General features: G+C 64.3%; 12 protein-coding genes. All 12 read left to right on the plus strand.

Annotated elements, in window-relative coordinates:
* Nucleotides 1–7: 7 nt before the first annotated feature.
* Entirely contained in the window at nt 8–1,030 is a 1,023-nt protein-coding gene (locus tag ABNP31_RS08575) for an AraC family transcriptional regulator (protein WP_015269649.1), read from the plus strand.
* Between the two features lie 78 nt (nt 1,031–1,108).
* The gene (locus ABNP31_RS08580) at nt 1,109–5,617 is read left to right on the plus strand and encodes an NEL-type E3 ubiquitin ligase domain-containing protein (RefSeq protein WP_350013201.1); all 4,509 of its coding nucleotides are present in this window, start codon (nt 1,109–1,111) and stop codon (nt 5,615–5,617) included.
* A gap of 120 nt (nt 5,618–5,737) precedes the next feature.
* Nucleotides 5,738–10,168 (plus strand): dermonecrotic toxin domain-containing protein, encoded by a 4,431-nt coding sequence (locus ABNP31_RS08585; protein ID WP_350013202.1) that lies wholly within the window; start codon nt 5,738–5,740, stop codon nt 10,166–10,168.
* A 122-nt stretch (nt 10,169–10,290) separates the two neighbouring features.
* Nucleotides 10,291–11,937, plus strand: a complete 1,647-nt coding sequence (locus ABNP31_RS08590; protein WP_350013203.1) for an acyl-CoA synthetase — start codon at nt 10,291–10,293, stop codon at nt 11,935–11,937.
* Nucleotides 11,938–11,949: 12 nt separating this feature from the next.
* Nucleotides 11,950–12,717: an SDR family NAD(P)-dependent oxidoreductase gene (locus ABNP31_RS08595; protein ID WP_350013204.1), complete on the plus strand. Its 768-nt coding sequence runs from the start codon at nt 11,950–11,952 to the stop codon at nt 12,715–12,717.
* 11 nt (nt 12,718–12,728) lie between these two features.
* Nucleotides 12,729–13,922 carry an acetyl-CoA C-acyltransferase gene (locus tag ABNP31_RS08600; RefSeq protein WP_085593209.1) on the plus strand — a complete coding sequence of 398 codons (1,194 nt, stop codon included), beginning with the start codon at nt 12,729–12,731 and terminating at the stop codon, nt 13,920–13,922.
* A gap of 8 nt (nt 13,923–13,930) precedes the next feature.
* Entirely contained in the window at nt 13,931–15,058 is a 1,128-nt protein-coding gene (locus tag ABNP31_RS08605; RefSeq protein ID WP_085665518.1) for an acyl-CoA dehydrogenase, read from the plus strand.
* A 13-nt stretch (nt 15,059–15,071) separates the two neighbouring features.
* A complete protein-coding gene (locus ABNP31_RS08610; RefSeq protein WP_013971834.1) occupies nt 15,072–15,845 on the plus strand; it encodes an enoyl-CoA hydratase in 774 nt (257 codons plus the stop codon).
* A gap of 930 nt (nt 15,846–16,775) precedes the next feature.
* Nucleotides 16,776–17,180 carry a TraR/DksA family transcriptional regulator gene (locus ABNP31_RS08615; protein ID WP_003259022.1) on the plus strand — a complete coding sequence of 135 codons (405 nt, stop codon included), beginning with the start codon at nt 16,776–16,778 and terminating at the stop codon, nt 17,178–17,180.
* 178 nt (nt 17,181–17,358) lie between these two features.
* Nucleotides 17,359–17,553, plus strand: coding sequence for a hypothetical protein (locus ABNP31_RS08620; protein ID WP_025338376.1), 195 nt, complete (start codon nt 17,359–17,361; stop codon nt 17,551–17,553).
* Nucleotides 17,554–17,960: 407 nt separating this feature from the next.
* Nucleotides 17,961–18,431 carry a hypothetical protein gene (locus ABNP31_RS08625; RefSeq protein ID WP_003259020.1) on the plus strand — a complete coding sequence of 157 codons (471 nt, stop codon included), beginning with the start codon at nt 17,961–17,963 and terminating at the stop codon, nt 18,429–18,431.
* The gene (locus tag ABNP31_RS08630) at nt 18,428–18,640 is read left to right on the plus strand and encodes a hypothetical protein (protein ID WP_238067501.1); all 213 of its coding nucleotides are present in this window, start codon (nt 18,428–18,430) and stop codon (nt 18,638–18,640) included. The genes ABNP31_RS08625 and ABNP31_RS08630 overlap by 4 nt, the downstream gene beginning before the upstream one ends.
* Nucleotides 18,641–18,644 lie beyond the last annotated feature (4 nt).

Here is an 18,644-nt window from a genome sequence, read left to right on the forward strand (position 1 = left end):
ACCGTCGATGAGCGAGAAAGACACCATTTCCATGCAGCTGGTGCGCGAGGCGCTGTTGCAGACCTGCCCCGCTGGCGAGCCCGATATCGGCTTGCTGGCCCGGGCGGGTATCGCCGTCGAACAGCTGCACCTGCCTGCGGCGCGAGTCAGCGCCGAGTCCTATGCCCGGCTCTGGCGCCTGCTGGCGCGGCGCTGCAACGATGAGTTCTTCGCCATGGACCCGCGCGGTCTGCGCAGCGGCAGCCTGGCGTTCATGTGCCGTGCCAGCATGGGCCAGCCGACCCTGGGCGCTGGCCTGGAAACCGCGCTGGCGTTCCTGTCACTGATGCTTGAAGACCTGCAGCCAAGCCTGGTGCGCCAGCAAGGCCTGGCCGAAATCGTCATCAACGAGCCGCGTGACACACCGCGCCGCGCTTTCACCTATTTCACCTTCTGGATGATCGTGCACGGTGTGACCTGCTGGCTGGCCGGGCGGCGTATCCCGATCCTGGCCATCGATCTGCGCTGTGCCGAGCCGCCGTTCTGCGATGACTACCGGGTGATGTTTTCGGAAAACCTGCAGTTCGAGCGCCCGCGCACGCGCATGATCATCGCTGCCGAATGCCTTGAGCTGCCGCTGCGGCGCAGCGAAGAAGAACTGCAGCGTTTTCTGGCCGAGGCGCCGGGCAACATCCTGGTCAAGTACCGTGACCCGGCCAGCCTCGGGCGGCGCATTCGCACCGACCTGCTGCGCCTGGATCCGGGGCAGTGGCCCGATGGTGACAGCCTGGCGCGGCAGTTGTGCCTGTCGCCCTCTACCCTGCGCCGGCGGCTGGCCGAAGAGGGTCAGAATTACCAGGGGTTGAAGGACAGTGTGCGGCGTGAGCTGGCGATTGCCTGGCTGAGCCAGGAAGACGCAGCCATGAGCGAAATCGCCGAACGCCTGGGCTTTGCCGACAGCAGTTCGTTCTACAAGGCGTTTCGCAAGTGGTTCGGCTGCAACCCCGGGCATTACCGTGCGCTGATCCTCAAGCGCGGCAGTGGCGGCTAGGGGACCACGCCTTCCCGCTGCCGGCCGCCGCCGCTGGCAAGCATCGTGACGAGTCGATCACTGACCAGGAAATCGACGATGTCTCAACCTGCCTTGCATCCCAAGTTGCTTCACCCCGCCGAAGACTTCATCGCCCAAAGCTTGCCCGCCTGGTTGAAGGCGGCCAAGCCCAAGCAGCTTGCCAGGCTGCAACTGCGTTTCAATGCCTATCTTGCGAGTCAGCGGCAGATGGCAGGGTTCGCCGACCGCCTGCAGCCTCTGGACCGTTTTGCCAAGCAACTGTTCGAGCCTGCCTTGCGTCAGGACAGCCAGCTGAAGCTGCAGGTTGACCTGGACAAGCTGGTGTGGCGCGAAACACGCGCACGGCTGGATGTGAGAACCGGCTTGATCCCTGATTATCAACCGTACTTCGTGCGCATGCCGGCCTTGCAAAAGCTGTTGCAGAACTTCAAGGCCAACGAGTCCTTCTTCCTCGGCACCGCCTTGACCCTCCCGGGAGCCCACCAGGACGAGCAGGTGGTGAGCGAAGACATCGACCGGATTGTCAGCCTGTGCCGCCAGGTGGATGTCGGCAGCGCCTACCAGCGGCACCTGGCGCAGGTATTGACCCCTGACTATGAAAAAGCCCTGACCACCGACCGGCGCCTGGAACTGGCCGTGGCGGTCGAGATCGCGGCCATCAAGCAGCAGCTGGATCCGCAAGACCTGCTGCTGCTGCGTGTCGCGTGCAAGGATGAACACGCCGTGATCAAGGGGCCGCTGCAGCTGGAGATCGGTGCGCTTGAGGTCCTTGGCTGCCGGGTGGATGGCGCGCTGGCGGTTGAATTGATCGAGCAGTCCCGCCACCAGTCCACGTTTCCCTTCGGGGTACCTGGGCGCTTGAAAAGAGTGATCCTGTACACCCCTGACGATCAGGCGCAACCCCTGCGCGCGTTCACCAACTGGGATGAGGCGAACCGCGTCCTGGCCACGGCGATGGGCAACCAGGACTATCGGCAGGCATTCGTGCGGCGCATTGCCTTGGGTGATCGCGCCACTTGTGAGCAGGCCCTGGCCACACGCTTGCAGGATGCACAACCTGACCTGGAACCCCGCAGGGTGTTGGAAGCGGGGGACGGTTTTGCGTCGATGGCCGCCTGGCACATTCAGCGAATCAAGGCCGATGCACGTTTCCTTGCGGTGCCCACCGCCCAGGCCGATGACGCGGCTTCGGAGCAGCGCCTGGACGAGCTCAAAGGCGCCGGCCTGGTATTGCTCAACCTGGCGGGCCTGTTCGTGCCGGTCATCGGGGCTTTGCTGCTGGCGGACCTTGCCAGGCAACTGTTGACCGAAACTTTCGAGGGCGTGCGTGACTGGCAGTTGGGCCATCAGCATGAGGCCTTGACGCATATGCTTCAGGTGGCCTTCAGCGTGGCAACCACCGGTGCGGTGGTTGTCGGTGTCCATCTGGCCCGCAGCGCATTCGTCGAAACCTTGGAGCCGATTATCACCGAGGATGGCCGGCAACGGCTTTGGCGCAATGAGCTGGCGCCTTACCAGGACATTACACCACCAGTACAGCTGACGGAGCTCGACAACGGCTTGCTCGCCGAGGGTGAGCGCCATTGGTGGCGGTTGAATGGAGCCTTGTATCGGGTAAGGCAAACCGCCAATGGCGTCTGGCGCTTGCTGCATGCCGACGGTGAGGCAGCGTTCGGGCCGGTGCTGGAACGCTGCTCTGCGCGTGGCTGGCGGCTGGCTTATGAGCGGCCACTGGAATGGCAGGGCGCCGCGCTGTTGCTCGGGCGGCTCTGGCCGGCTGCGGCCGCGATGGACGCTGTGCGGGTGGAGCAGGTGCTGAAAGTCGCGGATGTCGACGAGGCCTACCTGCGTGGCCTGCTGGTGGAGCGGCGAGCGATGCCAGTGCAGCTGCGCGATACCTTGCAGCGCTTTGCCGTGGACGCGCGCGCGCAAGCCTTTTTCAGCCGGCTGGAAGCGGGGGAGGCCGATACCGATTCCGACTTGTGGCAATGGTGCATCGAAAGGCTGCAGCTGCAGGATGAAACCGTCGAAGAACAGGCGCTGTCGATCGGTGACGCGGCAATCGAGTTGCGTGAGGCGATGCTCGAGCATTTCTCCAGGCTTTACCTGGCTGACGACCCGCTGCTGGGATTGATCCAGCGCGACTTCCCTACGCTGCCAGAAGCCTATGCCCTCGATGTGCTGGAGCAGGCCACCGAGGCTGTACGCTTACGCATGCAGGCAGAGTCCCGTCTGCCGCTGGCATTGGCTGAGCAGGCGCGGGTGGCCCTGCAACTGGCGCGCCTGACCCGCATGCGCGAAGCGTTGTACCTGCAAGGCAGTTACCGGCCGGAAGTGGTGGCGCTGGCCTTTGCCCTGCTGCGTCGGCATGGCCCCGGCGCTGCCGGGTTCAACCTGGTGTTGCGTCGTGACCCGTATGCTGGGGCGGCGATGGAACGGCTGTTCGCCGAGACCGACCTTGAGCAGGACGTGGTGCTGGTCAGGCGGGAAGGGCGCTTCCAGCTCTACAACGACAGAGGCTTGCCGGATGAGCGCGAGGTCGCCGCCCCCCAGGGGCTGTTCGAGGTGCTGGCCGCTTGCCTGCCCGTGGAATACCGGGTGCGACAGGGTTGGAATGGCACCGATGCGCCGACCAGAATCCGCGAGCAGATGCAGGCCTGGCTACCCGGTGACCGGCAGGCCCTGCTGCGCCTGCTCGGCTGGCGGGAGGCAAGGCCCATGGCATCGCCCATGCAGCGTTTGGCCGATGGCCGAGCGGGCTATCCACTGGGTGGCTGCCAGTCGTGCATCGGCTCGCCGGAGCGCGTGGTGCGGCAGCGGGTGCGCGCGTTGTATCCCGGTATCGGGGATGCCGGCGTCGATCGCTATGTCCAGAGCCTGTTGGACATGCGCGGGGGCCTGTTCGAGAGCCTGCTGCGTGTCGAGCAGGAATACCGCCGCCTGGACGACAGCTTGCTGGCCTGGGTTGAAGAGGTGGCGGGCAGCGCCAGCCGCGCACGCCGACGCGTCGCAGATTCGTTGCGGCGTGCCTGGCAGATGCGCAGCGACCGCGCCGTCGGGGCTATCAGCAACGATGCGGTGCTCAGCCTGAGCATCGTCGCCGTACCGGTGGGCAGCCTGCCCGTGTTGCCGGTCGGGACGGACTTCTCGCACGTGTCGGAATTGACCCTGTCGGCGCTCGGTCTGGATGCCATCCCGTCGGGGTTCCTCGCTTGCTTCCCCGATCTACTGTGCCTGGACATGAGCGACAACGCCTTGCGCGCGTTACCTGCGGGGCTGGAGCGGTTGACCGCCTTGCGCCAGTTGCTGATGCCGCGCAACCGTATTCGTATCTCGGAGCCGCAGGCCAATGTGCTGACCGGCCTGGCGCACTTACGTTCGCTGGACCTGAGTGACAACCCGCTCGGCGACATCAGGCTACAGTTCGAGCGGTTACCCAGCTTGCGGATCCTGCGCTTGAACCGGGTACAGATGACGGCGCTGCCCCGGGGCCTGGAGTGGTGTGGCCTGTTGGTGTTCGCCGACCTTCGCAACAACCAGATAACCGAGTTGCCGGCAACTTTGTTCCAGGCCCCGTTGCAGTTGCGCCGTGCCATGCACCTGGAAGGCAATGCGCTGCCAGTGCAGGATCTCGATCGCCTTTATGCCGTCGAACGCCTGCTGGCCACACCCCGCCCGCAACGGCACGCTCCGGCCCGGGAAGAATGGCTGCAGACTCTGGACTCAGCGGCGCGGCAGGAGCAGCAAGGGAAATGGGATGCGCTGAATGCCGAGCCCGGCAGCCTGGCTTTCTTCGAGCTGCTCAGGCAACTGACGACCACGGCCGAATTCAGCAAGGCGCCGGCCGAACTCGGGTTCAGGGTATGGGCAATGCTGGATGCCGCCCATGCCGATACCGCCACGCGCATAGCGCTGTTTGACCTGGCAGCGGAGCCCACCACCTGTGTGGACAGCGTTTCCACCGTGTTCAGCCGCCTTGAGGTGCGCATGCATGTCGAGCAGGCCACCCGCGGCGGCGACCCGATTTCGACCCGCGCGGCACGCCTGCAGTTGGCCAAGCGGCTGTTTCGCGTGCACTGGGTAGAGAAAATCGCCCGACGCGAAATCGACGCCCGCTACCAGGATGGACGCTGGAGCCGCGGGGACCATGATGAAGAGGAGGTGGAGGTCAATCTTGCCTACCTCAGCGGCTTGGCCCAGCGCCTGGACCTGTTGGGCCAACCTCGCCATATGCAGTTTGGCAGGCTGGCCAACGTGTCGTCTCTGCAACTGGAGGAGGCTTTCAAGGAAGTGCTGGAGGTGGAGGCGGGCGAGCAACGCATCGTGTTCATCAGCGAGCGTGATTTCTGGCTGCCGGTACTGCGGGCAGAGCATGCGGACGACTTCGAAAACCTGGAAACGCAATTCACCCTGCGGCTGGAAACACTGGACGAGCAAAGGGAGGCCTTGACCAGTGACGAGTACTGGAACCTGAGCAACGCCCTGCGCGATGAGCGCGAGCAGGCCCTGGCCAGCCTTGCCCAGCGCCTTACGCACGAAGCGTTCATGGTGCCAGAGGCAAAGTGACGGCGCTTCACGGGCGGTACGCAGTGTGCCGCCCTGCTTCTACCGCAGGGGTTCCCTCTGCGCAAGCGCCGGCAGGTTGCACACCATGCGTGGCTTTCGACAGTCATCCAGGGACCTGCCATGACCCGCGAACCACACGCACCACAGCCCGCCTCTGCGTCTTCCAGCCACTTGCACGACGGTTTCATCGGTGACCGGTTGCCTGCCTGGCTCAAACAGGCCACGCAAAGCCAGATACGCACCTTGCGCGAAAGCCTGGAGGCCCATCATGCCACCCAGGCCCGGTTGCGCGGGATCACCCTGGCGTTGCCGTCACCACAGCAGTTCGCCGAACGGCAATTCGCCAGTTTGTTGCGCGAGCCGCTGCCGGGCGACGTGGCGTTCTGGCAGTTGGAGTGGCTGGAGGTTTCCCATCGTTTTTCGTCCACGCTCGGCGCTGAGCCGCAATTTCCCACTTACGGGCAACGGCGTGAAAGCGGCTTGCTCCGCCTGATGCGCAACTTTGCCGCCAGCAACGATTTCTACCTGGGAACTGGATTGGTCGCGCCGGGGCAGGAACGGGTACTTTCGCGGGGCACCGATGAACTGGTCGAGGCGTGCCGCAAGCTCGATGCCGGGCGCCTGTATCAGCAGGAACTGGACCGTACTTTCGATGCCGCGGCACAGCACATCTTGTGTGAGGACAAGCGCTCCGGGCTGCGCCTGGCCGTGCAGGTTGCCGCGCTGAAAGGCGAGATCACCGAGCCGGTCAAGGAGGCATTGCACGCCTTGGTGGATGAACCCGCGGATCGGCGATCCGCCAGCCTCACGGGTCACCCGGGCCTGCTCGAAGCCCTCGGTTGCCCAGTGGCGGATGGTGTGTGGATTCAACTTCGCGACACGCATGGGCAAACGCAGGGCGGCGTGCTCTACCTGCCCAGCGACCCGGTACAGGCGTTGCGACACTTCGACAGCCATGCCTCGATCAACAGCGCGCTGGTGGCCGAGCTGCGCCATGAACCCTATCGCCAGGCGTTCAGCCAGTTGATCGGCCTGGATCAGCGTGCCGGGTTCATGCACAAGCTGCGGGCCCGACTGGAGGATGACCAGCCGGACCTGGAACTCGATGGCAGCGTGCCGCAGCATGACATTTTCCAGGCGCTGGCTGCACAGCAGACAAACCGGGTGAAGCAGGATGGCCGCCTGTTGCTGGTGCCGACCGCCGATGCCGATGAAGCCGCATCGCGTGAGCAGCATGAGGCGTGGAAGGCCGCCGGCCTCGATGTGCTCAACCTCGCGGGCCTGTTCATTCCTGTGGTGGGCGGGTTGCTGCTCGGGCAACTGGTGGCCCACACCCTCTCGGAGGTTTTCGAGGGCACGCAGGACTGGTTGCGAGGCCATCAGCACGAGGCGCTGGAGCACATGCTGGGCGTTGCCGAGATACTGGCGGGCACCGCCGCGACGGTGGCGGGCGTCACCTTCTTGCGCAGCGCGTTCGTCGCGGCGCTGGAGCCGGTAAGGCTCGCCAATGGGGCGGGGCGTTTGTGGTCCCGAGATCTGGCAGCCTTTGCCTCGACCCCTGAAACGATCACCTTGGGTGCGGACGGGGCCTATGCCGATGGCGAGCGCCGCTGGATGAAGGCCGACGGGGTCTTCTACGAGGTTCATCGGCCCGACCCCGATGGCCCCTGGCGTCTGCGCCACCCCGGTCGCGAAGAGGCGTACGGCCCGGTCGTGCTGCACAATGGCGAACGCAGCTGGCGCCTGATGCACGATGAGCCGCAGCGTTGGCGCGACCCTGCGAAAATGCTCGATACCCTTTGGCCGCGCGATCAACCTTTCGATGGTCAGCAGGCGCAGCGAATCTTGCGCATGGCCGGCATCGATGAGGACGAACTACGCGGCCTGCTGGTGGAAAACCGGCGAACGCCCGCCACCTTGCGGGAAACCCTCAGGGCATTCGATGCCGATGCCCGCATCGACACGTTCTTCCGCAACCTGGAACGCGACACTGTCTCCGATCAGGACTTGCAGCTGCTGGCCTGGTGCGAGGCCCGACCGGGCAGCGTAAAGGGGCGTGCGGCAGTGCTAGCGGACCGGCCAAGGTCGAGCGACCTGCTGTTCGCACGGCTGACACGCCTGCCCGAATCGGCGGAGCCTTTGCTCAAGCCGCTGATGGCGCTGGGGCTGCCTGAGCCCTATGCGCGCGATCTGGCCGACGGAGCAAGTCACGACGCTCGCCAGCTGTTCGTCAGTGGTGGAAAGTTGCCGCAAAGCCTGGCCACCCAGGCCAGGTCGTTGTGCTCGCTGGCGAAGGTGAGCAGGGCGTTGGCAGGGTTTTATCTGTCGAGCGCATATAGCGATGAAACGGGCATGCTGGTGTTGGCATTGCTGAATGTCGAGGCCATTGATGCGTTCAGCCTGGCGTTGAGCAATGCTGCTGCCGATGCCGTGGCGTTGCAGCGCATCGGTTCGGTTGGCGATGCAGCCGAGCAGCGGGAGCTGGTGCGTGAGCAAGGGGTCTTTGCCCTGTATGACGGGCAGGGCCGAAAACTCGCGATGCAGCCACCTGCTTCCTCGTGCATCTTCCAGGCTGTGCTGGCCGCGCTCGAATCGCGCAACCTGCTGGGCCGTTTGGGCCTGGCCGAGAACGCCAATGCCGAGCGCCTGCGCGAGAAGCTCATGGCGCACCTGGGTACCCATGAGGAAATCGCCCGCATGCTGGGCTGGGCGCCGACGGAGCGCTGGTTCAACCCCGGGCAGCGCCTTGCCGATGGCCGCGTCGGGTACCTGCTCAGCGGGCGCGCGGCACTGCCCACCACACCCAGGGAACAACTGCGGGCCGGCCTGAGGCGATTCTTCCCGGGGCTGGGCGATTCGCTGGAAACGCAAGTTGACCGCTGGCTGCTGCAGAATGTGCCGGTCGCCGATGCGCTCATGGCGCTGCAGGACGATCATGAGCAGTTGAACCGCGCGCTCAATGGTTGGGTGTCGGCTGCGCTGAGTGACACATTGCGGGCGCGACGCCAGCTGTTCGCCGAACGATTGCTGCGTGCCTGGCAGGCGCTTGGCGACCATGTGGTGGTCGACAGTGATGGCAAGCGCCAGGGGCTACGCCTGGTTCTGAATGATCTGCCAACCGATTCGTTGCCGGTCATGCCTGCCCCTATCGATTTCTATCACGTCACCACCCTGGTACTGAGCGAGACGGCCATCGGGGTGGTGAACGAGGAGTTTCTGCGGGCATTCACCTACCTGCAGGAGCTGGACCTGAGCCACAACCAGCTGTTGCGCTGCCCGCGCGGGCTTGGCTACCTGACCAACCTGCGCCGGTTGCGTCTGGGGCATAACCGCATTCGCCTGGATGCCCATGCCATCGAAGCATTGAACGGGTTGCCGCTGCTCAGCCACCTCGACCTGAGCTACAACAGCCCGCTGGGGGTGTACGAAATGCGCTTCCATCACCTGCCTCATCTGATCGAGCTGAATTTGCGTCGCTGCGGGCTCAGCGAGTGGCCCAGAGGGATCGAGCTGTGTGGCTTCCTGCAACGAGCCGACCTCCGTGACAATTTCCTGCGGGGTGTGCCTGACGGCGTGCTGGCCATGCCGCTGGAGTTTCGCCAGCGCATCCTGGTCGATGGCAACCGCCTGAGCATGGCCGATTACGGCAAGCTGTATGCCTTGGAGCCGCTGCTGGAGGACCCGGAGGAAGAGATCGGCCGAGCCTGGTGGGTCGGTTCCGACTCCGCCAGCCATGGGCGTGGTGAGCTTTGGGACCGGCTGAGCAGCCGAGACGAAAATGCCCGCCTGTTCGATCTGCTGGAGCTTCTGCAAGGCCTGGCGGACTACAGCTGGCCCAAGGCTTATCTGTTGCGCATGGGCTGGCAGTGCCTGTCGATGATGGAGACAGACGCCGAATTCGCTCGCCAGGTGCAACTGGCGGCAGCCGGTGCGGTAAAGGATGACAACGGTGCCATCGACCTGTTCAGCCGACTGTTGCGTCTGCATGCCGAGCGCGACGCGGCGGGCGATGGTGCTCAGACCCATGGTCCGAAGTTGCTGGCGTTGGGGCGCGCCTTGCAACGCCTGGACCGCCTTGATGAGTATGTCGAGGCCGAGCGGCAAAACCTTGAAGGCTTCGCCGAACCGGCAGTACTGGCGACGTTGGCAATGCGCTACAGGGTGCGCTTGCGCACCAGGCTCAGGTTGCCGTTCCAGCCTGCCAGAATGCGCCTCAGGGCGGCAGCCGTAGGGTTGAGCGAGCATCGGCTGCAGGCGGCAGAGGCAGCCGTGGGAAGGGCGGACGTTCTCGATGATGTAGTGGCCGACTTGTGCACGCGCGCGTTCTGGCAGCGCTTTTTGCAACAGCACTTTGCGCAGCCGTTCAACGACCTGGAGCAACTCGCCGGTGAGCAGCGGGCGGCACTGGCGGTAAGGCGCGATGAACTCGGTGAAGCACAGTATCTGAACCAGGCACAGGCACTGGATGCGCAGCTGCAGGCCGATCGGCTGGCGTTGCAACTGCAACTGACCCGGCACTACGTGATCAGCCTGGAGCGCGCACCGGGCTGATGGCCACCGGCCAAACCGGTCATCCAGTTTGACAACTTAGGCCATTGCCGCGACGCCAGCGCGGCGCGAACATCGTCGGACCGATGGTTCAACTCCAAAAACAAGAAACCAGGAGTCCGACGATGCGCGATTACACCGAGGCCGCTCGTGCGTTCGACCATGGCCAGGCTGCTGCTGCGGCGCTGCATGGCAACCTTGAAGCCCTCAATGCCTGTGTCGAATGTTGCGACCGCCATGCCGGTGAGGGCAAGACCGCACTGGTCTGGGAAGACCGCGAGGGCAAGAGTGCACGGTTGAGCTTCGATCAGTTGCAAACACTGGCTGCCCGTTTCGCCAATGTGCTCCAAGCGCAAGGCGTTGGTGCGGGTGACCGGGTCGCCGGGCTGATGCCGCGCACCCCCGAACTGCTGGTCACCATCCTCGCCACCTGGCGCCTCGGGGCGGTGTACCAGCCACTGTTCACCGCGTTCGGCCCCAAGGCCATCGAACATCGCCTGGAGCAGTCCCACGCCCGCGTGGTCGTCACCGACAGCCTCAACCGCGCCAAGCTGGACGATGTGCACGCCTGCCCGACCATCATCACCGTCAACGCCCGAAGTGGCGAGCTGGACTTCCAGCAATGCCTGGACAATGCCGTAGACAAATGCGAGCCGGTCATGTGCTCGGGCAACGACCCGTTCCTGCTGATGTTCACTTCCGGCACCACCGGCCCGGCCAAACCGCTGGAAGTGCCGCTGCGTGCCATCGTCGCGTTCCAGGGCTACATGCGTGATGCCATCGACCTGCGCCCCGAGGACAACTTCTGGAACCTGGCCGACCCGGGCTGGGCCTATGGCCTGTATTACGCGGTCACCGGCCCGCTGTCGCTGGGCCATGCCACCACCTTCTACGATGGCCCGTTCAGTGTTGAAAGCTGCGCGCGGGTGATCGACAAGCTGGGCATCACCAACCTGGCCGGCTCGCCCACCGCGTACCGCCTGCTGATTGCCGCCGGGGATGACTTCTCGGCACCGATCAAGGGCCGCCTGCGGGTGGTCAGCAGTGCCGGCGAACCGCTCAACCCGGAAGTGATCCGCTGGTTCGCCGACGAACTGGGCGTGACCATCCACGACCACTACGGGCAGACCGAACTGGGCATGGTGCTGTGCAACCACCATGGCCTGCAGCACCCGGTACACCTCGGCTCGGCCGGCTTTGCCATCCCCGGCCACCGCATTGTGGTGCTGGACGAGCAGGCCAACGAACTGCCAGCCGGCCAGCCGGGCATCCTCGCGGTCGACCGCGAGCAGTCGCCGCTGTGCTGGTTCGCGGGCTACCACGGCCTGCCGACCAAAGCCTTCGTCGGCAAGTACTACCTCAGCGGTGACACCGTCGAGCTGAACCAGGATGGCAGCATCAGCTTCGTCGGCCGCAGCGACGATGTGATCACCACCTCCGGCTACCGGGTCGGCCCGTTCGACGTCGAGAGCGCACTGATCGAGCACCCAGCGGTAATCGAAGCGGCGGTGATTGGCAAACCGGACCCGGAACGTACCGAGCTGATCAAGGCCTTCGTGGTGTTGGCAAGCGGTTACCAGGGCAACGCCGAGCTTGAAGAGGCTTTGCGCCAGCACGTGCGCCAGCGCCTGTACGCCCATGCCTACCCAAGGGAAATCGAATTCGTCAGCGAGCTGCCCAAGACCCCGAGCGGCAAGCTGCAACGCTTCATCCTGCGCAACCAGGAAGTCGCCAAACAACAAGCGCAACAGGCCACCCCTGCCAGCGCCTGAAAGGAACCGATCATGCAGATAGCCAACAAACACTTCATCGTCAGCGGCGCCGCCTCCGGGCTGGGCGCTGCCACCGCGCAGATGCTGGTCGAGGCCGGCGCCAAGGTCATGCTGGTCGACCTCAATGCCCAGGCCGTCGAAGCCAAGGCCCGCGAGCTGGGCGAAAACGCCCGTTTCGCGGTGGCCGACATCAGCGACGAGCAGGCCGCCCAGGCGGCGGTCGATGCGGCCGTCAGCGCCTTTGGCAGCCTGCACGGGCTGGTCAACTGCGCCGGCATCGTCGGTGCCGAGAAAGTGCTGGGCAAGCAGGGCCCGCATGGCCTCGCCAGCTTTGCCAAGGTCATCAACGTCAACCTGATCGGCAGCTTCAACCTGCTGCGCCTGGCTGCCGCGGCCATGGCCGAAGGGGCTGCCGATGAGGCGGGCGAGCGCGGGGTGATCATCAACACCGCCTCCATCGCCGCCTATGACGGCCAGATCGGCCAGGCGGCCTACGCTGCATCCAAGGGCGCCATCGCCAGCCTGACCCTGCCGACCGCCCGCGAACTGGCGCGCTTCGGCATCCGTGTGATGACCATTGCCCCGGGCATCTTCGAAACGCCGATGATGGCCGGCATGACCGAGGAAGTACGCGCCTCGCTGGCCGCCGGCGTGCCATTCCCACCGCGCCTGGGTCGCCCGCAGGAGTACGCCGCGCTGGCCCGCCACATCATCGAGAACAGCATGCTCAACGGCGAGGTGATCCGCCTCGACGGTGCACTGCGCATGGCTGCCAAGTAAGGAGAGCGAACATGACCCTCGCCAATGACCCGATCGTTATCGTCAGCGCCGTGCGCACGCCCATGGGCGGCCTGCAGGGCGACCTCAAGAGCCTGACCGCGCCGCAGCTGGGCAGCGCCGCCATTCGTGGTGCCGTCGAGCGCGCCGGCATCGATGCCACCAGTGTCGAGCAGGTGCTGTTCGGCTGCGTGCTGCCAGCAGGCCAGGGCCAGGCACCGGCGCGCCAGGCCGCGCTGGGCGCCGGGCTGGACAAGCACACCACCTGCACCACCCTGAACAAGATGTGCGGTTCGGGCATGCAGGCGGCGATCATGGCCCATGACCTGCTGCTGGCCGGCACCGCCGATGTGGTGGTGGCCGGTGGCATGGAAAGCATGACCAACGCACCGTACCTGCTGGACAAGGCCCGTGGCGGCTACCGCATGGGCCACGGCAGGATCATTGACCACATGTTCATGGACGGCCTGGAAGACGCCTACGACAAGGGCCGCCTGATGGGCACCTTTGCCGAAGACTGCGCCCAGGCCAATGCCTTCAGCCGCGAAGCCCAGGACCAGTTCGCCATCGCCTCGCTGACCCGCGCCCAGGACGCTATCAAGAGCGGTCGCTTTGCTGCCGAGATCGTGCCGGTCGAGGTCACCGAGGGCAAGGAGAAGCGCGTCATCAAGGACGACGAACAACCGCCCAAGGCGCGCCTGGACAAGATCCCGCAGCTCAAGCCGGCCTTCCGCGAAGGCGGCACGGTGACCGCCGCCAACTCCAGCTCGATTTCCGACGGCGCTGCGGCGCTGGTGCTGATGCGCCGCTCCGAAGCCGACAAGCGCGGCCTCAAGCCGCTGGCGGTGATCCACGGCCACGCCGCCTTTGCCGACACCCCGGCACTGTTCCCGACCGCGCCGATCGGTGCCATCGACAAATTGATGAAACGCACCGGCTGGAACCTGGCCGAGGTCGACCTTTTCGAAATCAACGAGGCCTTCGCCGTGGTCACCCTGGCGGCCATGAAGCACCTCGACCTGCCGCACGACAAGGTCAATATCCATGGCGGCGCCTGCGCCCTCGGCCACCCGATCGGCGCTTCCGGCGCGCGCATTCTGGTGACCCTGCTGTCTGCCCTGCGCCAGAACAACCTGCGCCGTGGCGTGGCGGCCATCTGCATTGGCGGTGGCGAGGCCACGGCCATGGCTGTCGAATGCCTGTACTGAGGTGAACCATGCTGGTAACTGACGAGCAACAACAGATCGCCGATGCGGTACGCGCCTTTGCCCAGGAGCGCCTGAAGCCGTTTGCCGAGCAATGGGACAAGGAACACCGCTTCCCCAAGGAGGCCATCGAGGAGATGGCCGAGCTGGGCCTGTTCGGCATGCTGGTGCCGGAGCAGTGGGGCGGCAGCGACACCGGCTACGTGGCCTATGCCATGGCACTGGAGGAAATCGCCGCCGGTGACGGCGCCTGTTCGACCATCATGAGCGTGCACAACTCGGTGGGCTGTGTGCCGATCCTGCGTTTTGGCAGCGAGCAGCAGAAGGAGCAGTTCCTCACCCCGTTGGCCAGCGGTGCGATGCTCGGCGCCTTCGCCCTGACCGAACCGCAGGCCGGCTCCGACGCCAGCAGCCTGAAGGCCCGTGCACGTCTGGACGGCGACCACTACGTGCTCAATGGCAGCAAGCAGTTCATCACCTCCGGGCAGAACGCCGGGGTGGTGATCGTGTTCGCCGTGACCGACCCGGACGCCGGCAAGCGCGGCATCAGTGCCTTCATCGTGCCCACCGATTCGCCGGGCTACCAGGTGGCGCGGGTCGAGGACAAGCTCGGCCAGCACGCCTCCGATACCTGCCAGATCGTTTTCGATAATGTGCGTGTGCCGGTAGCCAACCGCCTGGGCGTCGAAGGCGAGGGCTACAAGATCGCCCTGGCCAACCTCGAAGGCGGCCGCATCGGCATCGCCTCGCAGGCGGTGGGCATGGCCCGCGCGGCGTTCGAAGTGGCGCGCGACTACGCCAACGAGCGGCAGAGCTTTGGCAAGGCGCTGATCGAGCACCAGGCGGTGGCCTTCCGCCTGGCCGACATGGCGACCAAGATTGCCGTGGCCCGGCAGATGGTGCTGCACGCCGCTGCGCTGCGCGATGCCGGGCGCCCGGCGCTGGTGGAGGCGTCGATGGCCAAGCTGTTTGCCTCGGAAATGGCCGAAAAGGTCTGTTCGGATGCCTTGCAGACCCTGGGCGGTTATGGCTATCTGAGTGACTTCCCGCTGGAGCGGATCTACCGCGACGTTCGGGTTTGCCAGATCTACGAAGGCACCAGCGACATTCAGCGCATGGTCATTGCGCGCAATCTTTGAAGGAGCAGACTGCATGGCATTCGAAACCATCCTGTTGGACATCCACGGCAAGGTCGGCCTGATCACCCTCAACCGCCCGCAGGCGCTGAACGCGCTGAACGCGCAGATCGTCGGCGAGATCAACCAGGCCCTGGACCAGCTCGAGCGCGATCCGAACATCGGCTGCGTGGTGCTGACCGGTTCCGCCAAGGCCTTTGCCGCTGGCGCCGACATCAAGGAAATGGCCGAGCTGCAATACCCGCAAATCTACGTTGACGACCTGTTCAGCGATTCCGACCGCATTGCCAACCGGCGCAAGCCGATCATTGCCGCGGTGTCCGGTTTTGCCCTGGGCGGCGGCTGCGAGCTGGCGATGATGTGTGACTTCATCCTGGCGGCGGACAATGCCAGGTTCGGCCAGCCGGAAATCAACCTTGGCGTGCTGCCGGGCATGGGCGGCACCCAGCGCCTGACCCGTGCGGTGGGCAAGGCCAAGGCCATGGAACTGTGCCTGACCGGCCGCCTGATGGGGGCTGAGGAAGCTGAGCGTGCTGGCCTGGTGGCGCGTATCGTGCCGCAGGCGGAGCTGGTGGAAGAGGCGCTGAAGGTGGCCGCGACCATTGCAAGCAAGTCGATTCCGGTGAGCATGATGGTCAAGGAGAGCGTCAACCGTGCGTTCGAAGTCACCCTAAGCGAGGGTGTGCGCTTCGAGCGGCGGGTGTTCCATGCGGCGTTTGCTACCGAAGACCAGAAAGAGGGGATGGCTGCGTTCATTGCCAAGCGCGAGGCGCAGTTCAAGGACCGCTGATTGGAATCGGCGTTGCCGTTGCTTTTGCTTTTGCTTTTGTTTTTGCTTCTAAGCGCACGGTAGCTCAGGCGCCGCCGATTGCGACTTCAGGAGGCCGAGCGAAGGGACTGCGGAGGGAGGTGACGGGCATGGATGCCCGTCAAGCGCTGAGGCCCCATGGATGGGGCCTGCAGCGCGTACTCCCGGGAGCAGGCCCGTAGCGAGGGGACCCCGGAGCGCAGCGTAGGGGCCGGATGATAGGAGCCAGCGTTTTTTGGTTACTTTTTGTCGCGTTTGACAAAAAGTGACCCGCCGTAAGGGCGGAAAGGTGAATAAGCGCCACCTTCGAGAATGAATGTTGACCTTGTTGTTGATGCCCACGCTTGAAAGCGAAGAGCGAAGAGCGAAGAGCGGAAAAGTACTGGTCTTGATCTCGCGCATAGTCCATTTACGATGGCGACGCTTACTCACCTTTTCGCCCTTACGGCGAGTCACTTTTTGTCAAACGCGACAAAAAGTAACCAAAAAACGCTGCGCTCCCATCATCCGGCCCCTCCGCTACGCTACGGGGTTCCCTCGCGCCGGTCTTGCTCCCGGGAGGACGCGCTGCAGGCCCCATCCATGGGGCCTCAGCGCTTGACGGGCATCCATGCCCGTCACCTCCCTCCGCAAGACCTCTGCTCGGCCTCCTGAAGTCGCGAAGATCAAGATCAAGATCAAGATCAAGAGCCAGAGCCAGAGCCAGAGCCAGAGCAGAGGGCGCCGACTGGCGGAATGTGGGCAACGGAAGCAAATTCGCACCCAATTGCAGTTGCTCCACGCGACGCGGCGCCTTAGACTGCCGCCCCCTGTAAAAGAGTGCCGGTTGGCGCTTGAAGAATTCCGCTGCCGATGCCAAGGCGTCGGCGGCACCCGAATCGCCCAAATGCACATTTTTTCATAGAGAAATCGATGACCAAGGAACAGTTGCTGGCCATGTCGGCCGATGACTACATGAACGCTGACCAGCTGGCTTTCTTCGCTGGCCTGCTGCAGGCGATGAAAGTCGAAACCCATGAACGCATCGAGCTGAGCCGTGCCACCATCGAAGGCCTGGACACCCCGTCGGATCCTGCCGACGTGGCTTCGGTCGAAGAAGAGCGTAGCTGGCTGGTGAACGCCATCGACCGCGACCAGCGCCTGCTGCCGCAGCTGGAAATGGCCCTGGACCGTATTGCCGACGAAAGCTTCGGCTGGTGCGATGACAGCGGTGAACCAATCGGCCTGAAGCGTCTGCTGATCAGCCCGACCACCAAGTACTGCATCGAAGCCCAGGAGCGCCACGAGCAGCTCGACCGCCATCAGCGCCAGGTGTAACCCCGCGCGGTGTGCCAAGCCCCACGGAGCGATCCCTGGGGCTTTTTGCGTTTCTTTCCGGCAGCGGTTTTGTTGCCCCGTACGTAACACTGCTGTACCGGGATGCGCTGTTTTCGCGCCTTACGCAGGCGTATCATGGCTTTATCGTTAGGGTGCTAATTAAATTCCGGAGGGAATGATGAATAGCCGGGTCGATGTAGCCGTGATGATTGGTTCGGGGGTGCCCGCCACACTGCGTGCGCTGGGTAAACGCATCTGCTGGGTGGTACTGGTCAATGGCGAACGCCGTGGTACCGCATTCGCCACGCGAGAAGAAGCGCTGGAGTGCCAGGCGGCCTGGCAGCAGCAGTTGAAGAAGGGCCTGGCGGCCTGAGTGTAGTGAGTACTGCCGACGAGCGAACGGGTGTTGTTCAGGGCGTTCCCCTGTAAGAAATGTACTTTGCCTCTCGACGAATTTCGGTGTTTTCGTGCATATTCTTCCCCCAGTAATGCGTTGATGGATTGCAGGGCCCGTTCTCACGTGCGCTCTGGCATTGCCTGCCGCATCTTTTCTGGCGGTTTTGCTGTCAGACATTACGCTTCCCGAATGGGAATATGCCGAAAGCCTGTATTTGAGGCCATATCTGGCAAGCCAGAGTAAAGATTCCTGCACGCTGCATCGCCAGCGTGCACAGACATTTCGCATATCGCTTCATTACTCTTTTCGCCTATCGATAAGAAATGGCCGTGCCTCACCGAGCTTGGGTGAGGGCGGGTTGTAACCGGTTGAGGATTACTTCATTGGCAGTCAGCACTCTTGATACCCATGCGTTGTTCGCCCTGGGCGACTTGCGCGGTAAATTGGCCCAGCTGTTTCAGGGCCGCTTTGTCTATGTCACCGAACAGAGTCCCGAAGGCCTGTACATGGCCGAAATCGACACCGAAAGCGCATTGGTCGTCGATGACAAGCAGCGGTTGGAACTGAAGGTCGGCGACCACTTTCGCGCCGCCGTACTGCCCAGTCGCGAAGGCGGCAAACTGGAAATGCGCTTTCGCGAAATCAAGCTGAACGTATATGGCGTGGGCGACTATGCCTTCGTCTCGGTGCCCGAAGGCGAGGGCATCGTGTTCCGTGAAGGCCACGGTGTGATGCTGGTGTTCGCCGCTCAGCAACAAGTGCAGGAAGGCCTGGGCAAGTTGCTCAAGGCGGTGACCGGCAAGGTTGCCAAATGGCGCAAAGGTGAGCTGACCACCTTCAAGGCCAGTGAATGACCCACAGTGACGACGCGCCCGCCACGCGTGCCGAGTTCCATCGCCAGCACCAGGCGGATGCCGTGGCCGAGGCCGAGCGTTTGCTGGCCAGGCGCGGAGAGTTGCAGGGCGCCTGGTTGAACTGGGTGGCAGGGGAATTGTATCGCCTCGGCCCGCCGCCTTATGCGGCCATGGTCCGGCGCGAGTTGCAGCGCCTGGCCCAAGGGTGAGGCG

The organism is Pseudomonas asiatica, assembly GCF_040214835.1.
Classification (GTDB): Bacteria; Pseudomonadota; Gammaproteobacteria; order Pseudomonadales; family Pseudomonadaceae; genus Aquipseudomonas; species Aquipseudomonas putida_Z.

Coding starts and splice junctions, on each gene's coding strand:
- ABNP31_RS08575 (WP_015269649.1), top strand. CDS start 8: ATGAGCGAGAAAGACACCATTTCCATGCAGCTGGTGCGCGAGGCGCTG.
- ABNP31_RS08580 (WP_350013201.1), top strand. CDS start 1,109: ATGTCTCAACCTGCCTTGCATCCCAAGTTGCTTCACCCCGCCGAAGAC.
- ABNP31_RS08585 (WP_350013202.1), top strand. CDS start 5,738: ATGACCCGCGAACCACACGCACCACAGCCCGCCTCTGCGTCTTCCAGC.
- ABNP31_RS08590 (WP_350013203.1), top strand. CDS start 10,291: ATGCGCGATTACACCGAGGCCGCTCGTGCGTTCGACCATGGCCAGGCT.
- ABNP31_RS08595 (WP_350013204.1), top strand. CDS start 11,950: ATGCAGATAGCCAACAAACACTTCATCGTCAGCGGCGCCGCCTCCGGG.
- ABNP31_RS08600 (WP_085593209.1), top strand. CDS start 12,729: ATGACCCTCGCCAATGACCCGATCGTTATCGTCAGCGCCGTGCGCACG.
- ABNP31_RS08605 (WP_085665518.1), top strand. CDS start 13,931: ATGCTGGTAACTGACGAGCAACAACAGATCGCCGATGCGGTACGCGCC.
- ABNP31_RS08610 (WP_013971834.1), top strand. CDS start 15,072: ATGGCATTCGAAACCATCCTGTTGGACATCCACGGCAAGGTCGGCCTG.
- ABNP31_RS08615 (WP_003259022.1), top strand. CDS start 16,776: ATGACCAAGGAACAGTTGCTGGCCATGTCGGCCGATGACTACATGAAC.
- ABNP31_RS08620 (WP_025338376.1), top strand. CDS start 17,359: ATGAATAGCCGGGTCGATGTAGCCGTGATGATTGGTTCGGGGGTGCCC.
- ABNP31_RS08630 (WP_238067501.1), top strand. CDS start 18,428: ATGACCCACAGTGACGACGCGCCCGCCACGCGTGCCGAGTTCCATCGC.